The sequence below is a fragment of the Actinacidiphila guanduensis genome (genome assembly GCF_900103985.1).
Classification (GTDB): domain Bacteria; phylum Actinomycetota; class Actinomycetes; order Streptomycetales; family Streptomycetaceae; genus Actinacidiphila; species Actinacidiphila guanduensis.
In genome coordinates this window covers 21,813-41,564 of sequence record NZ_FNIE01000024.1, presented here as the reverse complement: position 1 = coordinate 41,564, position 19,752 = coordinate 21,813, and the positions used below count along the sequence as shown (strand labels likewise).

The following is a 19,752-nucleotide window of genomic DNA, read 5'->3' as shown; positions in this document are numbered from 1 at the left end:
ACGTCGGGTGACGTGGCTGCGGCGGCTCTCCGCAGCGGCGCCCATCCGCTGCGGCTCACGCCGCCGTTCGCCCGTCTGCTCCCACGGCCGCTGGGATTCCTCAGAGCGCGTCGAACGCCCCCGGGTGGGTGTGCTCGCGGACCGAGCGGAACTGCTGGCGCACCGCGCTGCCCACCGCCGCGTCCTCGCCCGGCTCCAGCAGCCGCGCGCCGTTCAGCGGCCACTGCGGCGGCTCCGCCTGCGACTGCGTGCCCAGCACCACACCCAGCGCCCAGGCCGCCTGCCGGGCCGCGCCGATCGCCGCGTACTCCGCCGCCGGCGGCACCACGACCTGCGCGCCCAGCAGCGGGGGCGCGATCACCTGGACGGCCTCCAACTCGGCGGCCGGCCCCAGCAGGACGACCCGGCGGACCGCAACACCCTTGCCGCGCAGCACATCCAGCGCGTCTGCCAGGGCGCACAGCATGCCCTCGAAAGCCGCGCGGGCCAGGTGCTCGGGCTTCATCGACTCCCGCCGCAGCCCGGTCAGGGTGCCCGCGGTGTGGGGCAGGTCCGGGGTCCGCTCGCCCTCCAGATAGGGGAGCAGCACCAGGCCGTAGGAGCCCGGGGTCGACTTCAGCGCCAGCTCCGACAGGCCCCCGACGTCCGTACCCAGCAGGTCGGCGGTGGCGCGCAGGGTGCGGACGACGTTGCGGACCTGCAGCTGCGGCAGATGGCGGCCGGTGGCGTCGGCGTACGAGGTGACCGTGCCGGTGGGGTCGCGCAGCGCCTCGTGGTGGATGGCGAAGACGGTGCCGCTCGCGCCCAGCGAGACCACCGCGTCACCGGGGCCGAGCCCCAGCCCGAGGGCGGCGGCCATGGTGTCGCCGGTGCCCGCCGAGATCAGCAGCCCCTCGGGGGTCTGCCCGGCCGGCTCGGCGGGTGCGAGCACGTCGGGCACCCGGACGCCGTGGCCGAGCGCGCGTTCCAGCAGGTCGGGGCGGTACTGGCCGGTCGCGGCCGACCAGTAGCCGGTGCCGGAGGCGTCGCCGCGGTCGGTGGTCCGGCGGGCCGGGCGGCCCAGCAGCTGCCAGACCAGCCAGTCGTGGGGGAGCATCACCTCGGCGATCCGCTTGGCCGCGGCCGGCTCGTGCCGGGCCAGCCAGCGCAGTTTCGCCACCGGGTGGGCCGCCTGGGGGACCGCGCCGACCGCTTCCGTCCAGCCGGGCGCGCCGCCGAGTTCCTCCACCAGGTCCGCGGCCTGCACCTGGGCCCGCTTGTCCCCCCGCAGCAGCGCGGGTCGTACGGCCACACCGCCGGCGTCCAAGGCGACCAGGCCGTGCTGCTGCCCGGCGACGCCGATCGCCTGCACGCCCTCCAGCACCCCGCCGGTCGCCGCCTCGCCGAGCGACAGCAGCCACGCCTGCGGGTCGATCTCGGTCGGCTTCTCACCCTCGCCCAGCGGGTGGGGCGCGTGCCCGTGCCGCAGCACCTCACCGGTGTCCGTGTCGCAGACGACGATCGTGGTGCCGGCCGACGAGCTCTCTATACCAGCGACTTTCCCCATGAGCCGATGATGCCGTACGCGGGGGTGGGCGTGGGGGCGGGTGGGGTGCGGAGAGGGGCGGCGGGGTCGCCTGTCGTAAGGAGGGGCGCGGGGGCGCTGTCGCGGGGAGGGGGCGCGGGTGTCCCGCGGGCGGGTGGACGGAGCTTTGCCGCGCACCAGGGCGGTGTGGTGGGCGGGGGCGGGTCCGGAGCACGGGGTGCCACTGAGCTTCTGCGGCATCGGTGCCGTTCTCCGGGGCCGGAGCGCGGTGCGGCCCGCTCGCGGTCGTCCCGCGGGCGGGCCGGGTTCGCTCCGGGCCGGGCGGCCGGTGCGTCTGCAACGGCCGGTGCGTCGGCAGCCTTGAGCGGAGCCGCCGGCGGCTTGGGGGGAAGCCCGGCGGGAGCCGATCGGTGGCCGTCAGGTGTTGGAGGTGCCCCAGTCGTCCTCGGGGGCACTGCCGTTGCGGCCGGCCCGCAGCTTGCCCGCCAGGGCGTCGGGCATGCGGTCGCCGACCTTGGCCGAGACCGTGTCCTTGGCCTTGACGGCAACGGTGCGGCCCTGCTGGACGGCGCTCTCGGCGGTGTTGCGCACGGCCGGGTTCTGCGCGAGCTTGCGTGCGCCCTCGCGCATTTGCTCGTACCGCTCCCGCCCGGCGCGCGCGCCGAGGACGAAGCCGACCAGGGCTCCTGCGATGAACGTCAGCCGGTAGCGCATGGCTCCACCCTTCCTCTCGGAATCCTCGTGCGACCTTCTCGGGACCTGCGGGCCCTGCGCGGCCCTCCTAGGGGCCTACTGGCGCCTACCCTGCGTGCGTGGCCGCAACCCCGCCGCAAGCGGTTGGCGGAGCACCCCCCCACTTGCGCTAATGTATGTGTCGCACCGAGCACGCGCCCTCCGGAGACCCTTCCGGCGGGTGCATTCGGTGCACAGAGCGGTCCTCCGTAGCTCAATTGGCAGAGCAGCCGGCTGTTAACCGGCAGGTTACTGGTTCGAGTCCAGTCGGGGGAGCTCGGTCCTCCGTAGCTCAATTGGCAGAGCAGCCGGCTGTTAACCGGCAGGTTACTGGTTCGAGTCCAGTCGGGGGAGCGCAGGACCCAGGACCCTTCGGGGTCCTTTTTTCTGCCTTCTCCCGCGGCGCCCGCGCGCTTCCGCGCAGGTCGGGCCCACCGGGGGTCCACCCGGCGCCCGCGTCCTCCACCCGCGAGGGCGACAGATCGTATGAGCAGCTATGCTGCGGCAGACGGCGTGCACGCCACGCCGTGACGGGGCGGTAGCTCAGCCGGTTAGAGCAGCGGACTCATAATCCGTCGGTCGTGGGTTCGAGTCCCACCCGCCCCACCGTGCCGCCGGGGAGTGCTGGCGCAAACGAGGTGCGAAGCCGGCACTTCACCACCTCCCCAACCGGCGCGGCCCTCACGGGTCGGCTGCGTGAGCGATGCGTGAGCATCCGTCCCGGCGGCTTCCCGGCGGGCTCCCTGCGGGCGCTGGGCACCAGAACGGCCGCCTTCTCCGCCAACGCCCGGTCGACCTCCTTGAACAGCGGTGCGGCAGCCGCCCAGCTCGTCGGTGAAGACCTTCCCCGTCTCGGTCCACGCCGTGCCGGCCTTCTCGCGCTCGGCCGGCTGCCGCTCCTTGTGCTCGCGCAGCACGGCGACCGTCAGGGAGTCCAGGGCGATCGTCGCCGCGGACTCCTCGGCCTTCGGGCCCTCTTCGATCGGCATCCAGCCGTCCACGATGATCTCGCGCTGCACCGTGAACTCGCCCGCGTCCAAGTCCACGTTGACCCAGTCCGCACATACGCCCTCGCCCCGCCGCAGGCCGCGGAAGAGCAACAGGTGGTAGAAGACGTACAGCCGCGAGTCGACCGCGACGTCGAGGAACGCGCCGATCTGATCCGGCGTGATGACTGCGGACGGGCGTTGGCCGGTCGCCCGCCACGCCCCCACGTACTGGTCGGCCCACATCTTCGCCTTCGGCCGCTTCCCCGAGGCGAGTTCCTCGCCGCCGTCGAGTTCGCCTGCCGTGCTGGAGCGCCGCAGAGCCTGAGCACAGAAGCCCCCGCTCTCCTTCGGGAGGGCGGGGGCTTTCGTCGTTGCTCGAGCGCGGGGCGCGTGTCGGTGCCGGGGTCTACCGTGGCGGTATCCCATCCACGGGCAGTGCGGTGGCCAGTCCCCGGCCGGTTGCGCGGCTGGGGCTCACGCGTTCGCCGGGAGCCGGTTGTACGCGTCGAGGGTGGCCCGGTTCGTGGAGGCGTCCTGGAGGACGAGTTCCCACGGGCCGGTGTTGATGTCGAACTCCTTGCCGAAGCCGACCCACTTGCCCGCCATGCGCCGGCCGGTCGGCTCGATCAGCAGCTGGATCGCTCCGTGGTAGCGGGCGCCGCGGTAGTAGCCGTTCGCCGCGGTCTGTTCGGTCCAGGTGCCGGTGACGATGTTCCGGTCGATTTCGAGGTCCATCGTCAGCGGGGAGTCGGACGAGCCGGGCAGGGAGCGCACGGTGAGCCGGTCGCCGTGCTGCAGGACGACGACGTAGTGCAGGCCGGTGAAGGAGCCGTCGCGCCCGGAGGAGAAGTATTCGTACCGGGAGAGCCACACGCCGGAGAAGTTCCCGTGGGGTCCCCGTGGGGCGCTTTGGGTGGTGGCCTGTCCCGCGGGGGGAGCGACCCCCGGGGAGTGGGGCGCCATGTCGTGGCCGCCGTGCCCGTCGCCCGTGACCCGGGGCTCGGGGACGGGCACGGAGAAGCCGAGGGCGGCCAGCGGGAGGCCGGTGACGGCTTCGAGGGCGCGGGCGTAGACGGGGCGCGGGCTGGTGATCTGGCCGGATTCCCAGCGCTGGATGAGCCGCTTGTTGGCGTCGTTGGGTTCGCCGGCGCGGGAGCCGGCATCGCGGATGGCGCGGGCCATGTCGTCCTGGGAGAGGAGCATGCCCATACGGATGGCGCGAAGCGTGGCGTTCGGGGTGCCCATGGGGTCACGGTAGTTGCCGCCGGGTGGTTCTGACACCGATTTGACGCCTTCAGTGTCGCCGCTTTGTCGCCTCATGTGACGCCGCGTCAGGCGACATTCCGGCGTCACTGTAATTGCATGGATACGGCACGTGCCCACCCGGGGCTCACGATCCGGGTATACCGCAAGAACCCGGCCACCGGGCGGGTCACGACGCTCATCGAGCGCACCCAGCTGCCTCCGTCCGAAGAGGCCGCCAAGACGATGATGTGGCCCCCGTGCCGCTGTGTCCGATGCGTCGGGACCGCCTGATGCCCACGTGGGACGACGGCGGCACCCGCAACCCCCTGATACGCGCCACCTGCCCCTACCGACCGGAAGGACCACGCATGAGCACCACACTCATCAACGTCCGCGGGTTACTCACCAACGACGAGATGGCCGACGTCAGCGCCACCGTCCTGGGCAACAACCCGGGCATGGACCAGGCTACCGCCGAGCGCATCGTCATCGACGCCCTGGCCTACGTCACCACCGCGGCCCGCAACCCCGGCGTCTACATCTCCCCGTCCCGCACCGTGGACGAGGGCTGGCACGCCCTGATCCTCCACACCGCGCTGTACGCTCGGCTGTGCGACCGCCTGGGCCGCTTCGTCCACCACTACCCCGAGCGGCCCGACCCGACCCGGCACAAGGACGGCGTCATGGACCGCACCCTCGACCTGATGCGCGAGGCCGGCCACATCCCGGACATGGAGCTGTGGACGCGGCCGCTGGAAATGGTCATCGATGTGGCGGCGAACTGCTCCCACACGCCCAAGCCGGGCGGCTGCGGCCCGATCAACCCCGGCCGGTGCGCCTCGCACTGCAACTCCGGCGGCGACTCGGCCGCGTAGCCTGCTGGCGACGAAGGAGGCGTTCATGTCCGAGTGGATCGACCCGCGCCACGCCGAGACCGTGGCCCATCTCCGCCGGGCCCAGCTCGCCGCGCGGCCGTCGCCGTGCGGCCCCTGCCGCGGGAAGGGCCTGGGGGCGGATGGGGTCACGCGGTGCCGGGCGTGTACGGGTACCGGAAAGCAGCGCCCGGTCCGGATGTTCATCACCTCCTGACCGCCAGTACGAAGACCCCCCACTCCGCTGCTTCACCGCCGGCGGCGGGTGTGGGCGGCGGGGGGCGGGGCAGCCGGTGGACATGGCTGTCCTGCGCAGAATCGCCCGGCCCCTGCTGGCCTCGATGTTCGTGAGCGGCGGATACGAGCAGGTGCGCGACCCCGCGCACCTGCTGCCCGCCGCGAAGCCGGTGGTCGAGCCCGTGAGCTCGACGGTCGCACCGCGCACCTCCCTGCTCCCGGAGAACCCCGAGCAGCTCGTCCGCATCAACGGCGCCGTCCAGCTGGGCGCGGGCGTGCTGCTCGCGCTCGGGCGCGCGCCCCGGCTCGCGTCGCTCGCGCTGGCCGTGACGCTGGTGCCGACCACGCTCGCCGCCCACCGCTTCTGGGAGGAGGAGGACCCGGAGCGGCGGGCCGCCCAGCGGGTGGAGTTCCTCAAGAACGTGTCCATGCTCGGCGGGCTCCTTCTGGCCGCCGCCGACACCCACGGCAAGCCCTCCCTCGCCTACCGCACCCGCGGCGCGGCCGGTCACGCCGGCGACACTGTCGCGCACCGGGCCCACTCGGCCGCCGACCTGCTCGGCGGCGCGGCCTCCGGGGTGACGGACGCGCTCGGCGGCGCGGCGGGCGATGTCGCCCACGCGGTGCGCGACGTGACGGGAACGGTCGCCCACGCGGTGCAGGGCGCCACCGGAACCGTCGCTCACACGGTCGGCGGGGCGGCCGGAACCGTCGCCCACGGTGCCGGTGACATCGCCGGCACCGTCGCGGACACGGTTGCCGGCGGGGTGACGGACGCGGCCGACGCCGTACGGCGCCGTCTGCACTGAGCCCGCCCGAGTCGCCCCTCCCGGACGGCCCGAGCCGCCCCCCGCAGCCCCCCGAACTTCTGGAATCCCCCCGAACGGTCCCGTCGCGAGCCGCCCAGGACGCGGTCCGCGACGGGCCGCCCCTTGCCCCACGTCCCCTGTGAGCCCGGCGACGATCCGTCCGCCGGGCGTTTGCGCCGTCCAGGACGGGCGACCAGCTGTGATGCAGCACCCCTGCCCCTTGGGTGCCCGCCCGGAAACGCTTGCACCACCCCGCAACGAAGAGAGCCCAGCATGCCGACCCCGACCCACCAGCCCGCCGCGCCAGGCACCCGGCCCGAGCCCGCCGACCGGTCCGAGCCTGACGGTTGGCCTACCCACGCCGCCCGGCCCGGCCCGGCCGTCACGCCCCCGCCCGGCGCACCGGGCGCCCCCGCCGCAGAGCCCTCCGTGCCCGGGGGCGCCGCCTCCCCGTCGGGCGGGAGCTGGTTCGTGGGGCCGCAGGGCCGTCCCGCACATGCGGACGCCGCAGGCCCCGGAACCGCCCCGGCTTCCGCGAGCGCACCCGCCGCAGGGCCCGTACCCGCTGGCGCGGGACCCGTACCCGTTGGCGTGGACCCCGTCGCGGGGCCCGTACCCGCTGGCCCGGAGCCGGTCGTGGGGCCCGTACTCGCTGGCGCGGGGCCCGTACCCGCCGGCGCAGAGCCCGCTGCGGGGCACGTACCCGTTGGCGCGGAGCCGGTCGTGGGGCCCGTACCCGCTGGCCCGGAGCCGGTCGTGGGGCCCATACCCGTCGGCGTGGAGCCCGCCGTGGGGCAGGTCCCGCTCCCCGCGACCGGCCCCGCAGCCGTGCCCACAGGGCCCGCCGCCCCTCCTGGTGAACCCGCCGGCCGCGCGGAAGACGGCACCCCGAGCGCCCCCGACGCCCCCGACGCCCCCGGCACCCCCGGCACCCCCGGCACCCCCGGCACCCCCGACACCCCCGACACCCCCGAGGGCCTCGCCGCCGCGCGGCGGTTCGGGGACCTGGTGGAGCGGCTGGAGACCGGTGAGCTGGTGTGTCCCCTCCCTGGAATCGGACGGACGCGGGAGCGGTTCGCCGTGCTCTCCGCCGTCGCCGAGGAGGACCTGAGCGCCGCCCGGCTGTTCGAGGGCCACGTGGACGCCGTCGCGATCCTCGCCGAACTGGGCGGGCTTGCCGTCCGGCCGGGGGAGCGGTGGGGGGTCTGGGCCGCCGAACCGCCCGGCACCGGTCTCCTTGCCATGCGCGACGGCGACGGGTGGCACCTGAGCGGCCGCAAGGCGTACTGCTCGGGCGCGCACACCCTCACCCACGCCCTGGTGACCGCCACCGCGAGCGACGGCCGCCGGCTGTTCGCCGTCCGGCTCGGCTCCGGCTGCCGTCCCGTGGCGGACAGCTGGCAGGCGATCGGCATGGCCGGCAGCGACAGCCCTGACGTGCGGTTCGACAACGTGCCCGCCGAACCCGTCGGCGATGTCGCCGCCTACCTCACCCGCCCCGGCTTCCAGCACGGCGGCATCGGCGTGGCGGCCTGCTGGTACGGCGGCGCCCGCGCCGTGGCCCGCGTCCTGCTGGAGGACACCGGGCGCGGGCCCGATCCGCTGACCGACGCCCACCGCGGCGCTGTCGACGTGGCGCTGCACGCCGCCCGCGCGGCCCTTGCCGAGGCCGCCGACGGCATCGACGCCGACCCCGCCGACACCGAGGCCACCGCCCGCCTGCGCAGCCTGCGCACCCGGGCCGTCGTCGAGGCGGCCTGCGCGGACGTCCTCACCCACGTCGGGCGCGCCACCGGCGCCGGACCGCTGTGCCACGACCCCCGGCACGCCCGCACCGTCGCCGACCTGGAGGTCTACGTCCGCCAGCACCACGCCGAGCGCAACCTCGCCGAGCTCGGCCGCCTCGTCACCACCGGACAGCCGTCTTGAGCGGCCGGCCCGGCACCGCGCCCGTGTACGCCGACCCCATCCAGGCACCCGGCACCGACGAGTGGGAGTGGCAGGCGTGGGACGGCTGGGACCGCCTGCCCGACCTGCGCCTGCCCGCCGCCGGCCGGGTCGTGGTGGCCGCCGCCCACCCGGACGACGAGGTGCTCGGCCTGGGCGGCACCCTGGCCCGGCTCGCCGCGGCCGGGCTGCGCGTCACCGTCGTCTCCGTCACCGACGGCGAGGGCTCCCACCCGGGCAGCACGGCGGTCGGCCCCGCCCGGCTGGCCGCCCTGCGCGCCGAGGAACTGCGCGCGGCCCTGGCCGAGCTGGGCGCGCCGGACGCCGAGGTGCGGCGGCTGCGCGTCCCCGACACCCAGGTCGCCCGGCACCAGCAGGACGTGGCCGCCGCGCTGCGCGAGTCATTCGCGGGCGCCGCCCTGTGCCTCGCGCCCTGGACGGGGGACGTGCACGCGGACCACGAGGCGGTCGGCCGCGCCGCGCTCGTCGCCGCCGCGCAGGAACACGTCCGGTGCCTGATGTACCCGGTGTGGACGTGGCACTGGGCCCGGCCCGGCGACCCGCGGGTGCCGTGGGAGGCCGCGTCCGCCGTCCGGCTCGACCCCGCCGAGCTGGCCCGCAAGCGCGCAGCCGTCGGGCGGTTCGTCACCCAGATCCGGCCGCTCGGGCCCGGCCCGGCCGACCGCGCCGTCCTCCCGCCCGACGAACTGGCCCACCACCTGCGCCCGTTCGAGGTGGTGTTCGGATGAGCGCCGCCCGCCCCGGCACGCCCGACGCCTACTTCGAGGACATGTACGCCGGCACCGAGGACCCCTGGCACCTCGCCGAGCGCTGGTACGAGCGCCGCAAGTACGACCTCACGGTGGCGGCCCTCCCGCAGCCGCGCTACCGCCGCGCCTTCGAACCGGCCTGCTCGGTCGGCGAGTTGACGCGGCGGCTGGCCGGTCGCTGCGACAGCCTGCTCGCCGCCGACCGGGTGGGGTCCGCCGTCCTCACCGCCCGCCGCCGCACGGCGGACCTGCCCGGGGTGACGGTCCGCCGGCTCACCGTCCCGCGGGAGTGGCCGGGCGGCGCCTTCGACCTCGTCGTGCTCTCCGAACTGCTCTACTACCTCGCCGACGACACCATGGACGAGCTGCTGGAGCGCGTGCGGGCCTCACTGGAAGGCGGCGGCACCCTGGTGACCGTCCACTGGAACCACCCCGTCCCCGACCACCTGCGCACCGGCACGGACATCGCCGCGCGCCTGGCCGCCCTGCCCTGGCTGCACCTGCTCGCCGACCACCGCGAGGACGACTTCGTCCTCCAGGTGCACACCCGCGCCCTGCCCGGCGCCGGCCGGGCCCCCACCCCCGCCGAGCGGGAGGGACTGGTGTGAGGGTGCGCCACCTCGCCGTCGTCGTCCCCGCGCGCGACGAGGCGCAACTGCTGCCCGCCGCTCTGCGGGCGCTCGCCGCCGCGGCGGCCCACCCCCGTGTCCGGGACGTGCGGGTGCTCACGGTCGTCGTCGCCGACTCCTGCCGGGACGGCACCGCGGCGATCGCCGAGCGGGCCGGGGCGGTGGTGGTCCGCGGACGCTTCCGCAACCCCGGCCGGGCGCGGGCCGCCGGCGCCCGGCACGCGCTCGCCCTGCTCGCGGGCGCCGAGCACGAGACCTGGCTCGCCTCCACCGACGCCGACAGCACCGTCCCCCCGCAGTGGCTCGCCCAGCACGCCGAGGCCGCCGCCGACGGGTGGGACGCCCTCGTCGGCACCGTCGCCGTGCCCGGCGGCAGCCCGCTGGAGCTGCGCCACCAGGCGCTGTACGAGGCCGGACGGCCCGGCGACGGCACGGCCTGGCACCACCGGCACGTGCACGGCGCCAGCCTCGGAGTCGCCGCACCCGCCTACCGGGCCGTCGGCGGCTTCCCGCCCCTGGCGACGGGCGAGGACCACGCACTGGTCGCCGCGCTGGAACGGGCCGGCCACCGGGTGCTGCGGACGGCCGCCGCACCCGTCACCACCTCGGCGCGGCTGCGCGGCCGCGCCGTCGGAGGCTTCGCCGACCACCTCGCGGGACTGGCCGCGCGCGCACCAGCGCCCTGACGCGGCTCACCCGGCTTCACCCACTTCCCCCCGGCCGGACCCGGTTGTGCGCCCTCGCGCGTCGTTCCGGAGCCGTACGGCACGCGCCGGGACGTGCGGGGCGGGCGACGGACGACGGCCCCCGGCCGGCGGTGAGCCGGGCCGGGGGCCGTGTCGTACGGGCGGGATGACGGACCGTCAGACCTGGCCGCGCCAGGCACCCGTCTGCGTGCCGCCGCGGTTCTCGATGAACGTCTTGAACCGCTGCAGGTCGCCCTTCGCCTGCCGGCGGACGAAACCGAGCTTGTCGCCGACGGTGTCCGTGAACCCCTGCGGGTCGTGCTCCAGTTGGAGCATGATCCGGGTGTGCCGGTCGTCCAGCCGGTGGAAGGTGACCACCCCCGCCTGACGGACCTCGCCGCCGACGGTGGTCCACGCCACCCGCTCGTCCGGGATCTGCTCGGTGATCTTGGCGTCGAACTCCCGGGTCACCCCGTCCACCGACGTCCACCAGTGCGTCAGCGTCGGCGTGCGCTGCTCGATCCGCTCCACGCCGTCCATGAACGACGGGTACTCCTCGAACTGCGTCCACTGGTCGTACGCCGAGCGCACCGGGACCTCGACCTCGACGGATTCCTCGATCATCGACATGAGCGATTCTCCTTGTCTGTCCCTCGACTTGCTGTTCCGGCTGCCCGGCCCCCGCTCCCGTACACCTCGCCACCCTCGGTCCGCGTCCGGGTGCCCGGCCCCCTGCCCGCAAGAGGGCGCAGCCGGCGCTCGACAGGATCGAGGGGAAGGCCGCTGCACGCATACCGCGGTATGCTTGCTGCATGGCTGAAACGACCCGGATCACGGTCACGCTGCCGTCCGAGCAGGTGGCGGAGCTGAAAACGCTCACCGACAACGTCTCCGGTTATGTGGCCGAAGCGGTCGCCCGACAGATCCGGCACCACTTGCTCGGGGCCGACCTGCGGAGCTACGAGGACGAGCACGGCTCCTTCACCGAAGAGGAACTGGCCGAAGCCAGGGCGCGTGTCGCGGGGGCGACGAAACCCGGCGACGGCGCGAGCGCCGCGTGAGTCAGCACGTCGAATCCGTGGTTCTGGACAGCGAGGGTCTGTCCGCCTGGGTCGCCCAGGACCGGAAGGTCCTCGGTCTGCTGCAGGTGTTCCACGAGATGGGCGCGGATCTCGTCATCAGCGCGAACACCGTCGTGGAAGTCAGCCACTCCCGGGTGAACATGCCGCGGCTCCAGTGGATCCTGTCCCGGACCAAGGTGGAGCCGGTCACCGAGCAGACCGCCGAGGAGGCGGCGCGACTGCTCAAGGCAGCCGGCCTCCACGGTCACAAGTACGCCATCGACGCGACCGTCGCGGAGGCCGCCCTACGGCAGGCCGGCCCTGTCGTCCTGCTGACCTCGGACATCGACGACATGGGCCGCTTGTGCGGCAACCGGGTCGGGCTCATCGGCCTCTGACCCGAGCCGGGCGGAGAGTCCACGAGCAGCAGGTTTCGGCGGGCCGCGCGCTGATCCGGCCGTCCTCTCGCCCTTGTCGTGGAGGATGAGGGCTCCGCTGCCGCATTCCGCCGCCGAGCCGCCCTCCCGCCCGCGTCCCCGTCGCCGCGTTCGGCACCGAACCGCCCCTTTCGCCCGAGGAGGCCGTACCGGCCCGAATCGTCCCTGACGTCCCATCGGGCATCCCTCGCCGCAGGGGCACATCTGTGCACAGGTGACAGTCTGTATGTGCACGGCGGGGCGAATTTCCCCGCACCACCCGGTCCGGAATGGTTAATTCCTCTTGGTGGTGGAGGGATGCATACGCGGGGCAACGTTGCTCGGGTGCTATGGCGGGCCTGTAAAGGAGTGCGGGATGGTGGGTGATGCTCGTCACATCAATTGCCGATTGTTGGCCATCGTGCCGTCCGGGAAGCCCCAGTTCACGGCGGCGCGGCCGCCTTACCGGCGGTAGCCGGGCTCGTGTGCGCCGCGATACGCGCGAGAATTCACCTGGATGTAGGGAGAACCATTGGCGCGAGCTTCACGTCTAGTGGAAAGATAGGGCTCGAACGGGGAGAGGCCGGACAGGGGTCCGTGCCGCCACCGGCTTTGCCATGCAAGCTCAGGAGACGGGTCACGGGGAGCGTGAGACCCGAAGGAGTGCACGTGGAAGACCGGCAGTACAACAACGACACACCGCGGATCGACCTACGCACCGCCGACCTGCCCCGGCCTCAGGCCGGGTGCCTTCCGTCGCGTCGGCGTGCTTCCGTGTGCCGTGCCTTCACCGGCTGACGGAGACCTGCACCGGTAGGTGCGCGGTGCCGCGATAAAGAAGACAACACGACACGGTCCGACTGACGCATGCGCGCCATCCGGAGCCGATATCGGCTGCCTTCGGCGCGCCCATTTCGCGAGCCGGACGCGGTATGCCGGCGTGCCTTTCGCCGACCGCCGCGGTCCGGTTGATTCGCGCTGCAATTCCGGGGCTGCTCGGTTGCCCGACGCTGCCCGGAAACCGCACAGGAAAGGGGAAAACGCCCATGACCGATGCCCATTTCTCGCCGAACAATGAGACGGACACCCCCGGGACGCCGTTACGGTCCATTGTCGACGCCGTCGCCGTGACCGAGGAACTGGAGGACTGGCTCGGCGACCCTGCCGTGCCCGGCAACGCCGTCTCCTTCTCCCGCGGACTCGCACTCGACGACCGCGACGAACTCCCGCAGGACGGCATCGACCGGCTGCGCGCCTTCGGCTTCGGCCACTTCTTCGTGCCCGCGCGGCTCGGCGGCCGGCTGCGCAGCGCCGAGGAGCTGTTCATGCTCGCCCGCGCGGTGGCACGCAGGGACATGAACGTGGCCGTCAGCGAGAGCACCCAGCTGTGGATGATGCTCGCCTGGATCGGCGGCAGCCCCGAGCAGCAGGAGAAGAACGCCGCGGCCGTGCTGCGCGGCGGAGTCATCCCGTGCCTGGCCTACTCCGAGACCGCGCACGGCGCCGACCTGGCGGCCAACGACTTCCTGGCGACCCCGGACGGCGGCGGTTACGTCCTCAACGGGGAGAAGTGGCCCATCAACCGCGGCCGCACCTCCACCCACGTCGTGATCATCGGCCGCACCGGCGACGAGGACACCCCAGCCAAGCGCCGGCAGTCGCTGTTCCTGCTGGACCGCGCCGAGGTCGAATCCGGCGGCGTGCGCGGCCTGGACCGCGTGCCCACCTACGGCCTGCGCGGCTGCGACATCAGCGGCATCGGCTTCGACGACGCGCGGGTGCCCGCCACCACGCGGATCGGCGAGGAGGGCGAAGGGCTCGAACTGGCCCTGCGCGGCCTGCTGATCACCCGCACCTTCTGCACCGGCCTGTCGCTGGGCACCGGCGACACCATGCTGCGGACGGCCGCCTCCTTCCTGTCCGAGCGGCACCTGTACGACGGCCCGGCCGCCGAGATCCCCTACGTCGCCGAGCTGCTGGCCAACTCCTACCTGAGCATGCTCGTGGCGGACTGCGAGGCCCTGGTCGGCGTCCGCGGACTGCACCTGTACACCGAGGAGTTCAGCATCTGGGCCAACCTCGCCAAGGTGCAGGTCGCCCGCCTGGTGGACTTCAACGGCAAGGTCCTCTCCAAGGTCCTCGGCGCCCGCTACTACATGCGGGCCGAGGAGCACGCCGGCATCTTCCAGAAGATGCTGCGCGACGGCTCGATCGTCTCGGTCTTCGACGGCAGCGAGCCGGTGTGCCTGGACAGCATCGCCCTGCAGCTGTCCGCCATGGCCAAGGCCCGGCGCCAGGAGCGCGAGGAGGACTGGAGCGCGCTGTACGACCTCCAGGCCCCGCTGCCGGAGTTCCGGCCCGAGCGGGTCACGGTCTTCGGCCGCGGCCGCGACGCCGTGTTCGCCAGCCTGCCCGGGCTCGCCTCGATGCTGGACGACCTGGCGCCGAGCGAGGGCTGCGGCGAGGAGCGGCTGGCGATCCTGCGGAAGCAGGCCGCCGAACTGGCCGCGGAGCTGGACGGCGTCTTCGAGCGGCTGGGCGAGGCCCGCCAGTGGAGCGCCGCGCAGGCGCAGATTCCGCTCGCCTCGGGGAAGACCACCCCTCCGCAGCTGATGCGGCTGGCCGAGGAGGTCTGCGCGCTGCACGCCAAGGTCTCCGCGCTGGGCGTGTGGCTGCACAACCGGGACCGGCTCGGCGGCTTCTTCGCCGACGGCGAGTGGCTGCAGGCCGCGCTCGCCCGCCGCCAGGTCCACGAGTACGAGGTGGGCGACCTCGAACCCGCCACCGCGCACCGCCTGTTCGAGCAGATGAACCGCCAGCGGACGAACGGCGAGTACTTCTCCGTCCGCCGCGTGCGCCAGGCCGCGCCCGGCGCCGTGGAGGCGAGCGGGCCCGCACCCGTACCCGCCGGCTGACCGCCCGTCCGGTGCCGCGGGCACACGGGGCCGTCCCGCGGTGCCCGCACACCGGCCATCCCACCCGAGAACACCACCTGACGACACCACCTGACGACACACGTCCCGACGGATACCGGCCGCCCTCGTCGCGGCGCGGTCGGACGCCGGGTCAGAAAGGTCCTGATCATCATGAGCACAACCGTCCAGACCATCGACGAGGTCCGCGCCATGCTGGTGGAGGCGATAGCCGTGGAGGCAGGTGTCCCCGCGGACACCGTCGCCACCGACGAGCCCTTCACCTCCTACGGGCTCGACTCGATGGCCGCGCTGTCCGTCGGCATGGAGATCGAGGACACCTGCGGGCTGAAGGACCTGCCGGTGGACCTGCTGTGGGACCACCCCACCGTGGACTCCCTCGCCGACGCCCTGTGGGCCCTCATTCAGCAGCAGCCGGTCGCGGAGGAGGTGTGACTCCCCTGAGCACGGCAACGGCGCAGCGTGTGCTGCCCGCCAACGCGCAGCAGTCCGGTCTGTGGTTCATCCACCAGACCGACCCCGACTGCTCTGCCTACCACATCGTCTTCGCCGCCGAGGCGACCGGCGACCCTGCGGTCGGCGGCCAGGTGCTGAAGATCCTCGACGAGCTGACCGCGGAGCACGAGGCCCTGCGCGTCGCGTTCCGCCCCGGCGCCGACGGCCCGGTCACCGTCGTGGGCGACGACGTCGCCGTGGACGTGCGCCACACCGACGCCCGGGGCACCGACCCCGAGGCGCTGCGCGACCTCGTCCGCCGCGACACCCGGGCCCCCTTCGACCTCGCCGAGCCGCCGCTGTGGCGCGTGCACCTCTACCGCACGGGTGAGGACACCTGGGTGCTGGCCCTGGTGATGCACCACGCGGCCTTCGACTTCTGGACGCTCGCACTGCTGCTCGGCGCGGTCCGCGACCGCCTCGGCGGCGCCGGGCAGGAGCCGGTGCGGCTCGACGGCACCGCGTTCGCCGCCTACGCGGAGCAGCAGCAGGAGTTCCTGCGCTCCGAGCGGGCCGCCCAGCTGCTGGAGGACGAGCGCAAGCGGCTCGCCGGCGCGCCGCCCGCGCTGGACCTCTACGGCGACCGCCCCCGCCCGCCGGCCCCGTCGTACGACGGCGGCTCGGCGCCCTTCGCCCTGTCGGCCGAGGTGACCGACGGCGTGCGGCGCCTGGCGCGGGAGACCGCCTCGACGCCGTACATGGTGCTGCTCTCCGCCTACCTGGTGCTGCTCAGCCGGCTCAGCGGGCAGTCGGAGGTGATGGTCGGCACGCCGACCTCCGGCCGCCTGAAGCGCGAGTACCGCAACGCCCTCGGCAACTTCGTCAACACCGTGGTGGTGCGCGGCGAGGTCGACGAGGAGCGCACCTACCGGGAGCTGCTGGCGGCCACCCGCGAGCGGGCCCTGGGCGCCCTGCGCGGCCAGGAGCTGCCGTTCCCGTGGCTGGTGCGCGAGCTGGCCCCGCCGCGGGACGCCGCCCGCACCCCGCTCTACCAGGCGGGCTTCGCCTGGGACCGGCTGCCCTTCCTCACCGACATGGGCGACTTCTTCCTCCTGGATCCCGGCTCGGGCACCGCGGTCGAGATCGCCGGCACGGTCGTGCGCCCCTTCCCGGTGCCGCAGCAGGAGGGCCAGGCCGACCTGTGGATCGAGATGGGCGCCGAGCGCGACGGCGCCTACGGCGGCGTCCTGCGCTACAGCACGGACGTCTTCGGCCCCGCCACCGCCCGCGAGCTGGCCGACGCCTTCGTCACCACGCTGGAGACGATGGTCGCCGAGCCGGACGCGAAACTGCGCGACCTGACCCGCGGCAACGCGCGCCAGCGCGCGCTGCTCGCCGAGTGGGGCACCGGGCCCGTCCGCGAACTGCCGGACGAGCGGCTGCCGGACCTCTTCCGCCGCCAGGCCCTGCTCACCCCGGACGCCGCGGCCGTGGTGGCCGACGGCGAGGAGTGGAGCTACGGCCGGCTGCTGGAGGAGGCCGAGCGGGTCGCCACCGCCCTGCGCGCCACCGGCGTGGCCGCGGGCGACCGCGTCGCGGTGATGGTCGAGCGCGGCACCGGCCTGGTGCCCGCGCTGCTCGGTGTGCTCGCGGCCGGCGCGGCGTACGTGCCGCTCGACCCGAAGCTGCCCGCCGACCGGCTGACGTACATGGCCGAGGACTCCCGGGCCGCGCTGCTGCTCACCCAAGGAGACCTGCGGGAGCGGTGGATTACGGGTCTGCCCGTGCTGCGTCTGGACGACCTGGCCGCCGGCGCGAGCACCCCGGTGGAGCGCACCCGAGAGGACCCGGCGGCCGTCGCCGACCTCGCCTACGTGCTCTACACCTCCGGCTCCACCGGCCGCCCCAAGGGCGTCGCGATCCCGCACCGCGCGCTGGTCAACCTGCTGCTCTCGATGCGGGAGGAGACCGGCTTCGGCCCGGCCGACAGCCTGCTCGCGGTCACCACGATCTCCTTCGACATCGCGGGCCTGGAGCTGTTCCTGCCGCTGGTGGCAGGCGGCCGGGTGCTGGTGTGCGACAGCGCGACCGCCGCGGACGGCGCCGCGCTCGCCGTGCGCGTCGCGGAGTCGGGTGCCACCTGGATGCAGGCCACGCCCACCTCGTGGCGCATGCTGCGCGAGGCCGGCTGGAAGGGCGCCGAGGACCTCAACATCCTGTGCGGCGGCGAGGAACTGCCGCAGGAACTCGCGGAGTTCCTGGTCTACGTGTCGGCAAGCGTCCGCAACGTCTACGGGCCGACGGAGACCACCATCTGGTCCACCGCCGGCCTGGTGCAGCCCGCCCGCCGGATCGACATCGGCCGGCCGCTGGCGAACACCGGACTGCACGTGCTGGACGAGCAGGGCCGCGCGGTCGAACCGGGCTTCCCCGGCGAGCTCTGGATCGGCGGCGAGGGTCTCGCGCTCGGCTACTGGGACCGGGCCGAGCTGACCGGCGAGCGGTTCGTCACCGGCCTGCCGGCCGCGCCGCAGACCCGGCTGTACCGCACCGGCGACCGGGCCCGCTGGACCGGTGACGGGCTGCTGCGGCACCACGGCCGGCTCGACAACCAGGTCAAACTCCGCGGCTACCGTATCGAGTTGGCCGAGGTCGAGGCCGTCCTGCAGGCGGTCGAGGGCGTGTCCACCGCCGTCGTCGTGGTCCGCGACGAACGGCTGGTCGGCTACGTCGTGCCCGACCCCGGCGTCGAGCTGAAGGTGTCGCAGATCAAGGCGGCCGCGGCGGCGTCGTTGCCGCAGTACATGGTGCCCGGCGCCCTGGCGATCCTCGACGAACTGCCGCTGACCGCCAACAAGAAGGTCGACCGCAACCGGCTGCCGCCCCCGACGGTCGTCTCGGACGCGGTCTTCGAGAAGCCCCGCGACGCCACCGAGATCACGCTGGCGCGGATGTGGACGGAGATCCTGGGCATCCCCGAGGTCGGCGTCCACGACAACTTCTTCGACATCGGCGGCCACTCGATGCTCGCGGTCCGGCTCACCAAGGCCATCCGCGAGGAGTGGGACGTGGAGGTGCCCCTGTCGGAGCTGCTGCGCCACGGCACCATCGCCGAACTCGCCACCCTCGTGCGCCGCGGCGGCCGGATCGACGCCCGCACCCCGGTGGTGACGCTGCGCGAGGGCGAGGAGGGCGCCAACCCGCTCTTCCTCTTCCACCCCTTCGGCGGGACCGTCTTCTGCTACGTCGAGCTCACCCGCCACCTGCCGCCCGGCCGGCCGGTCCTGGCCATCGAGGCACCCGGCATCGAGTCGGACGGCGAGGCCGAGGTCAGCGTGGAGGGCATGGCCGAGCGCTACCTGGAGTACATCCGCGAGCTGCAGCCGACCGGCCCGTACGCGCTGGGCGGCTGGTGCTTCGGCGGCGTCATCGGCTACGAGGTCGCCGGCCTGCTCCAGGACGCGGGCGAGGAGGTCGAGTTGTACGTCGCGATCGACTCCCGGGCCCCGATCGAGGAGAACATCCCGGAGACCGCGGACGACTCGACACTGCTGTCGTGGTTCGCCCGGGACCTGGCCGTCCCGTACGGCAAGACCCTCGACATCCCGGCCGACCATCTGCGCGAACTCGGCGGCGACGCCGCGTTCGACCACATCCTGGAGCGCGCCGCCGCCATCGGCGTGCTCGCCGAGGACGCCGACCGGGCGCAGATCCTGCGGTACTTCGAGGCGTACCTCGCCAACGGCATCGCCCTGCAGACCTACCTCCCCGAGCCCCGGCAGCTGGACCTGCTGCTGCTGAAGGCGAAGGACGAGCCGGTCGACTACGGGCCGTCGCTGGGCTGGGACCGGCTGGTCGAGGGCGACCTGCGGGTCCTGGAGGTCCCCGGCGACCACAACTCCGTGATGTATCCGCCGCACGCCGCGGTCGCCGCCGAGGCGATCGCACCGCACCTGGGAGCACAGCAGAACGATGATCAGGGCTGAGCACGAGTTCACGCTGCCGGTTCCGCCGAAGGAGGCGTTCGCCCTCCTGTCGGACCCGGCCAAGGACCCCGACTGGCAGACCGCCTGCAAGTCCACCCGCCTGCTCAACGGCGAGGCCCGACCGGGCTGCCAGTACGAGATCCTCTTCCACATGGTGGGCAAGAAGATGCAGTTCACCGTGGAGATCCTCGACTACGAACCGGGCGTGCTCTCCCGGTTCAAGACCCTGGACGGCCCCTTCGGCTACCTGGGCACCTACCGCTACAGCGAGCAGCCCGACGGCACCACGGCGGTCCACTGGACCTTCGAGGTCGACCCGGGCGACTACTTCGGCGTCATGCCGCTGTCACTGGTGAAGAAGCTCCTGATCAGCCAGGTCAAGAAGGACTCCGGCCGGCTGGCCGGGACACTCGCCGCCCAGGGCGCAGCCGCCCTGGCATGACCGCGGGGCCCGCCCGCGCGGGCCCCGACCGCCCCGTC

General features: G+C 73.8%; 17 protein-coding genes, 3 tRNA genes and 1 pseudogene. 17 read left to right on the top strand and 4 right to left on the bottom strand.

From position 1 onward, the window contains the following. Positions 1-100: 100 nt before the first annotated feature. Positions 101-1,546 (bottom strand): FGGY family carbohydrate kinase, encoded by a 1,446-nt coding sequence (locus BLR33_RS32485; protein ID WP_093788324.1) that lies wholly within the window; start codon positions 1,544-1,546, stop codon positions 101-103. Positions 1,547-1,942: 396 nt separating this feature from the next. Beyond that, on the bottom strand, positions 1,943-2,239 hold the full coding sequence (locus BLR33_RS32480) for a hypothetical protein (RefSeq protein ID WP_093788322.1): 297 nt from the start codon (positions 2,237-2,239) through the stop codon (positions 1,943-1,945). Positions 2,240-2,460: 221 nt separating this feature from the next. On the opposite strand from BLR33_RS32480, the gene BLR33_RS32475 reads away from it, so the two are divergent. From BLR33_RS32475 to BLR33_RS35480, 5 genes are all read left to right on the top strand, one after another. After that, positions 2,461-2,533, top strand: a tRNA-Asn gene (locus BLR33_RS32475). 5 nt (positions 2,534-2,538) lie between these two features. After that, positions 2,539-2,611: transfer RNA gene (locus BLR33_RS32470), tRNA-Asn, on the top strand. Between the two features lie 178 nt (positions 2,612-2,789). After that, positions 2,790-2,863, top strand: a tRNA-Ile gene (locus BLR33_RS32465). A gap of 204 nt (positions 2,864-3,067) precedes the next feature. After that, positions 3,068-3,367 (top strand): hypothetical protein, encoded by a 300-nt coding sequence (locus BLR33_RS32460; protein WP_093788320.1) that lies wholly within the window; start codon positions 3,068-3,070, stop codon positions 3,365-3,367. A 60-nt stretch (positions 3,368-3,427) separates the two neighbouring features. After that, complete coding sequence (locus tag BLR33_RS35480) at positions 3,428-3,571, top strand: hypothetical protein (protein WP_176930715.1); 144 nt, start codon at positions 3,428-3,430, stop codon at positions 3,569-3,571. Positions 3,572-3,720: 149 nt separating this feature from the next. Here BLR33_RS35480 and BLR33_RS32455 read toward each other — a convergent pair whose 3' ends face one another. Further along, complete coding sequence (locus tag BLR33_RS32455; RefSeq protein ID WP_093788318.1) at positions 3,721-4,491, bottom strand: helix-turn-helix domain-containing protein; 771 nt, start codon at positions 4,489-4,491, stop codon at positions 3,721-3,723. A 368-nt stretch (positions 4,492-4,859) separates the two neighbouring features. Here BLR33_RS32455 and BLR33_RS32450 point away from each other — a divergent pair, with 368 nt between their 5' ends. The 6 genes and pseudogenes from BLR33_RS32450 to BLR33_RS32420 all read left to right on the top strand — a co-directional run bounded on the left by BLR33_RS32450 (position 4,860) and on the right by BLR33_RS32420 (position 10,441). Next, entirely contained in the window at positions 4,860-5,366 is a 507-nt protein-coding gene (locus tag BLR33_RS32450) for a glycine-rich domain-containing protein (protein ID WP_093788316.1), read from the top strand. Positions 5,367-5,662: 296 nt separating this feature from the next. Further along, positions 5,663-6,202, top strand: a pseudogene (locus BLR33_RS36540) (DoxX family protein); the annotation flags it as partial. A gap of 963 nt (positions 6,203-7,165) precedes the next feature. After that, positions 7,166-8,338 (top strand): acyl-CoA dehydrogenase family protein, encoded by a 1,173-nt coding sequence (locus BLR33_RS32435; RefSeq protein ID WP_218136744.1) that lies wholly within the window; start codon positions 7,166-7,168, stop codon positions 8,336-8,338. Further along, positions 8,335-9,105, top strand: coding sequence for a PIG-L deacetylase family protein (locus BLR33_RS32430; RefSeq protein ID WP_093788310.1), 771 nt, complete (start codon positions 8,335-8,337; stop codon positions 9,103-9,105). Before BLR33_RS32435 ends, BLR33_RS32430 begins: the two co-directional genes overlap by 4 nt. Next, positions 9,102-9,734: a class I SAM-dependent methyltransferase gene (locus BLR33_RS32425; RefSeq protein ID WP_245771816.1), complete on the top strand. Its 633-nt coding sequence runs from the start codon at positions 9,102-9,104 to the stop codon at positions 9,732-9,734. Before BLR33_RS32430 ends, BLR33_RS32425 begins: the two co-directional genes overlap by 4 nt. After that, positions 9,731-10,441 carry a glycosyltransferase family 2 protein gene (locus BLR33_RS32420; protein WP_093788308.1) on the top strand — a complete coding sequence of 237 codons (711 nt, stop codon included), beginning with the start codon at positions 9,731-9,733 and terminating at the stop codon, positions 10,439-10,441. The genes BLR33_RS32425 and BLR33_RS32420 overlap by 4 nt, the downstream gene beginning before the upstream one ends. Positions 10,442-10,618: 177 nt before the next feature. Here the strand turns inward: BLR33_RS32420 and BLR33_RS32415 are convergent, their stop codons facing one another. Beyond that, a complete protein-coding gene (locus tag BLR33_RS32415) occupies positions 10,619-11,071 on the bottom strand; it encodes an SRPBCC family protein (protein WP_093788306.1) in 453 nt (150 codons plus the stop codon). A 182-nt stretch (positions 11,072-11,253) separates the two neighbouring features. Here BLR33_RS32415 and BLR33_RS32410 point away from each other — a divergent pair, with 182 nt between their 5' ends. From BLR33_RS32410 to BLR33_RS32385, 6 genes are all read left to right on the top strand, one after another. Next, positions 11,254-11,502 (top strand): type II toxin-antitoxin system CcdA family antitoxin, encoded by a 249-nt coding sequence (locus tag BLR33_RS32410; RefSeq protein ID WP_093788304.1) that lies wholly within the window; start codon positions 11,254-11,256, stop codon positions 11,500-11,502. Further along, on the top strand, positions 11,499-11,900 hold the full coding sequence (locus tag BLR33_RS32405; protein WP_093788302.1) for a PIN domain-containing protein: 402 nt from the start codon (positions 11,499-11,501) through the stop codon (positions 11,898-11,900). The genes BLR33_RS32410 and BLR33_RS32405 overlap by 4 nt, the downstream gene beginning before the upstream one ends. Positions 11,901-12,964: 1,064 nt before the next feature. Further along, on the top strand, positions 12,965-14,833 hold the full coding sequence (locus BLR33_RS32400; protein ID WP_093788300.1) for an acyl-CoA dehydrogenase family protein: 1,869 nt from the start codon (positions 12,965-12,967) through the stop codon (positions 14,831-14,833). Positions 14,834-15,004: 171 nt separating this feature from the next. Continuing rightward, entirely contained in the window at positions 15,005-15,286 is a 282-nt protein-coding gene (locus BLR33_RS32395) for an acyl carrier protein (RefSeq protein WP_093788298.1), read from the top strand. Beyond that, positions 15,283-19,272 carry a non-ribosomal peptide synthetase gene (locus tag BLR33_RS32390; protein WP_245771815.1) on the top strand — a complete coding sequence of 1,330 codons (3,990 nt, stop codon included), beginning with the start codon at positions 15,283-15,285 and terminating at the stop codon, positions 19,270-19,272. Before BLR33_RS32395 ends, BLR33_RS32390 begins: the two co-directional genes overlap by 4 nt. Then, on the top strand, positions 19,259-19,714 hold the full coding sequence (locus tag BLR33_RS32385) for an SRPBCC family protein (protein WP_093788294.1): 456 nt from the start codon (positions 19,259-19,261) through the stop codon (positions 19,712-19,714). Before BLR33_RS32390 ends, BLR33_RS32385 begins: the two co-directional genes overlap by 14 nt. The last annotated feature ends 38 nt before the right edge of the window (positions 19,715-19,752 follow it).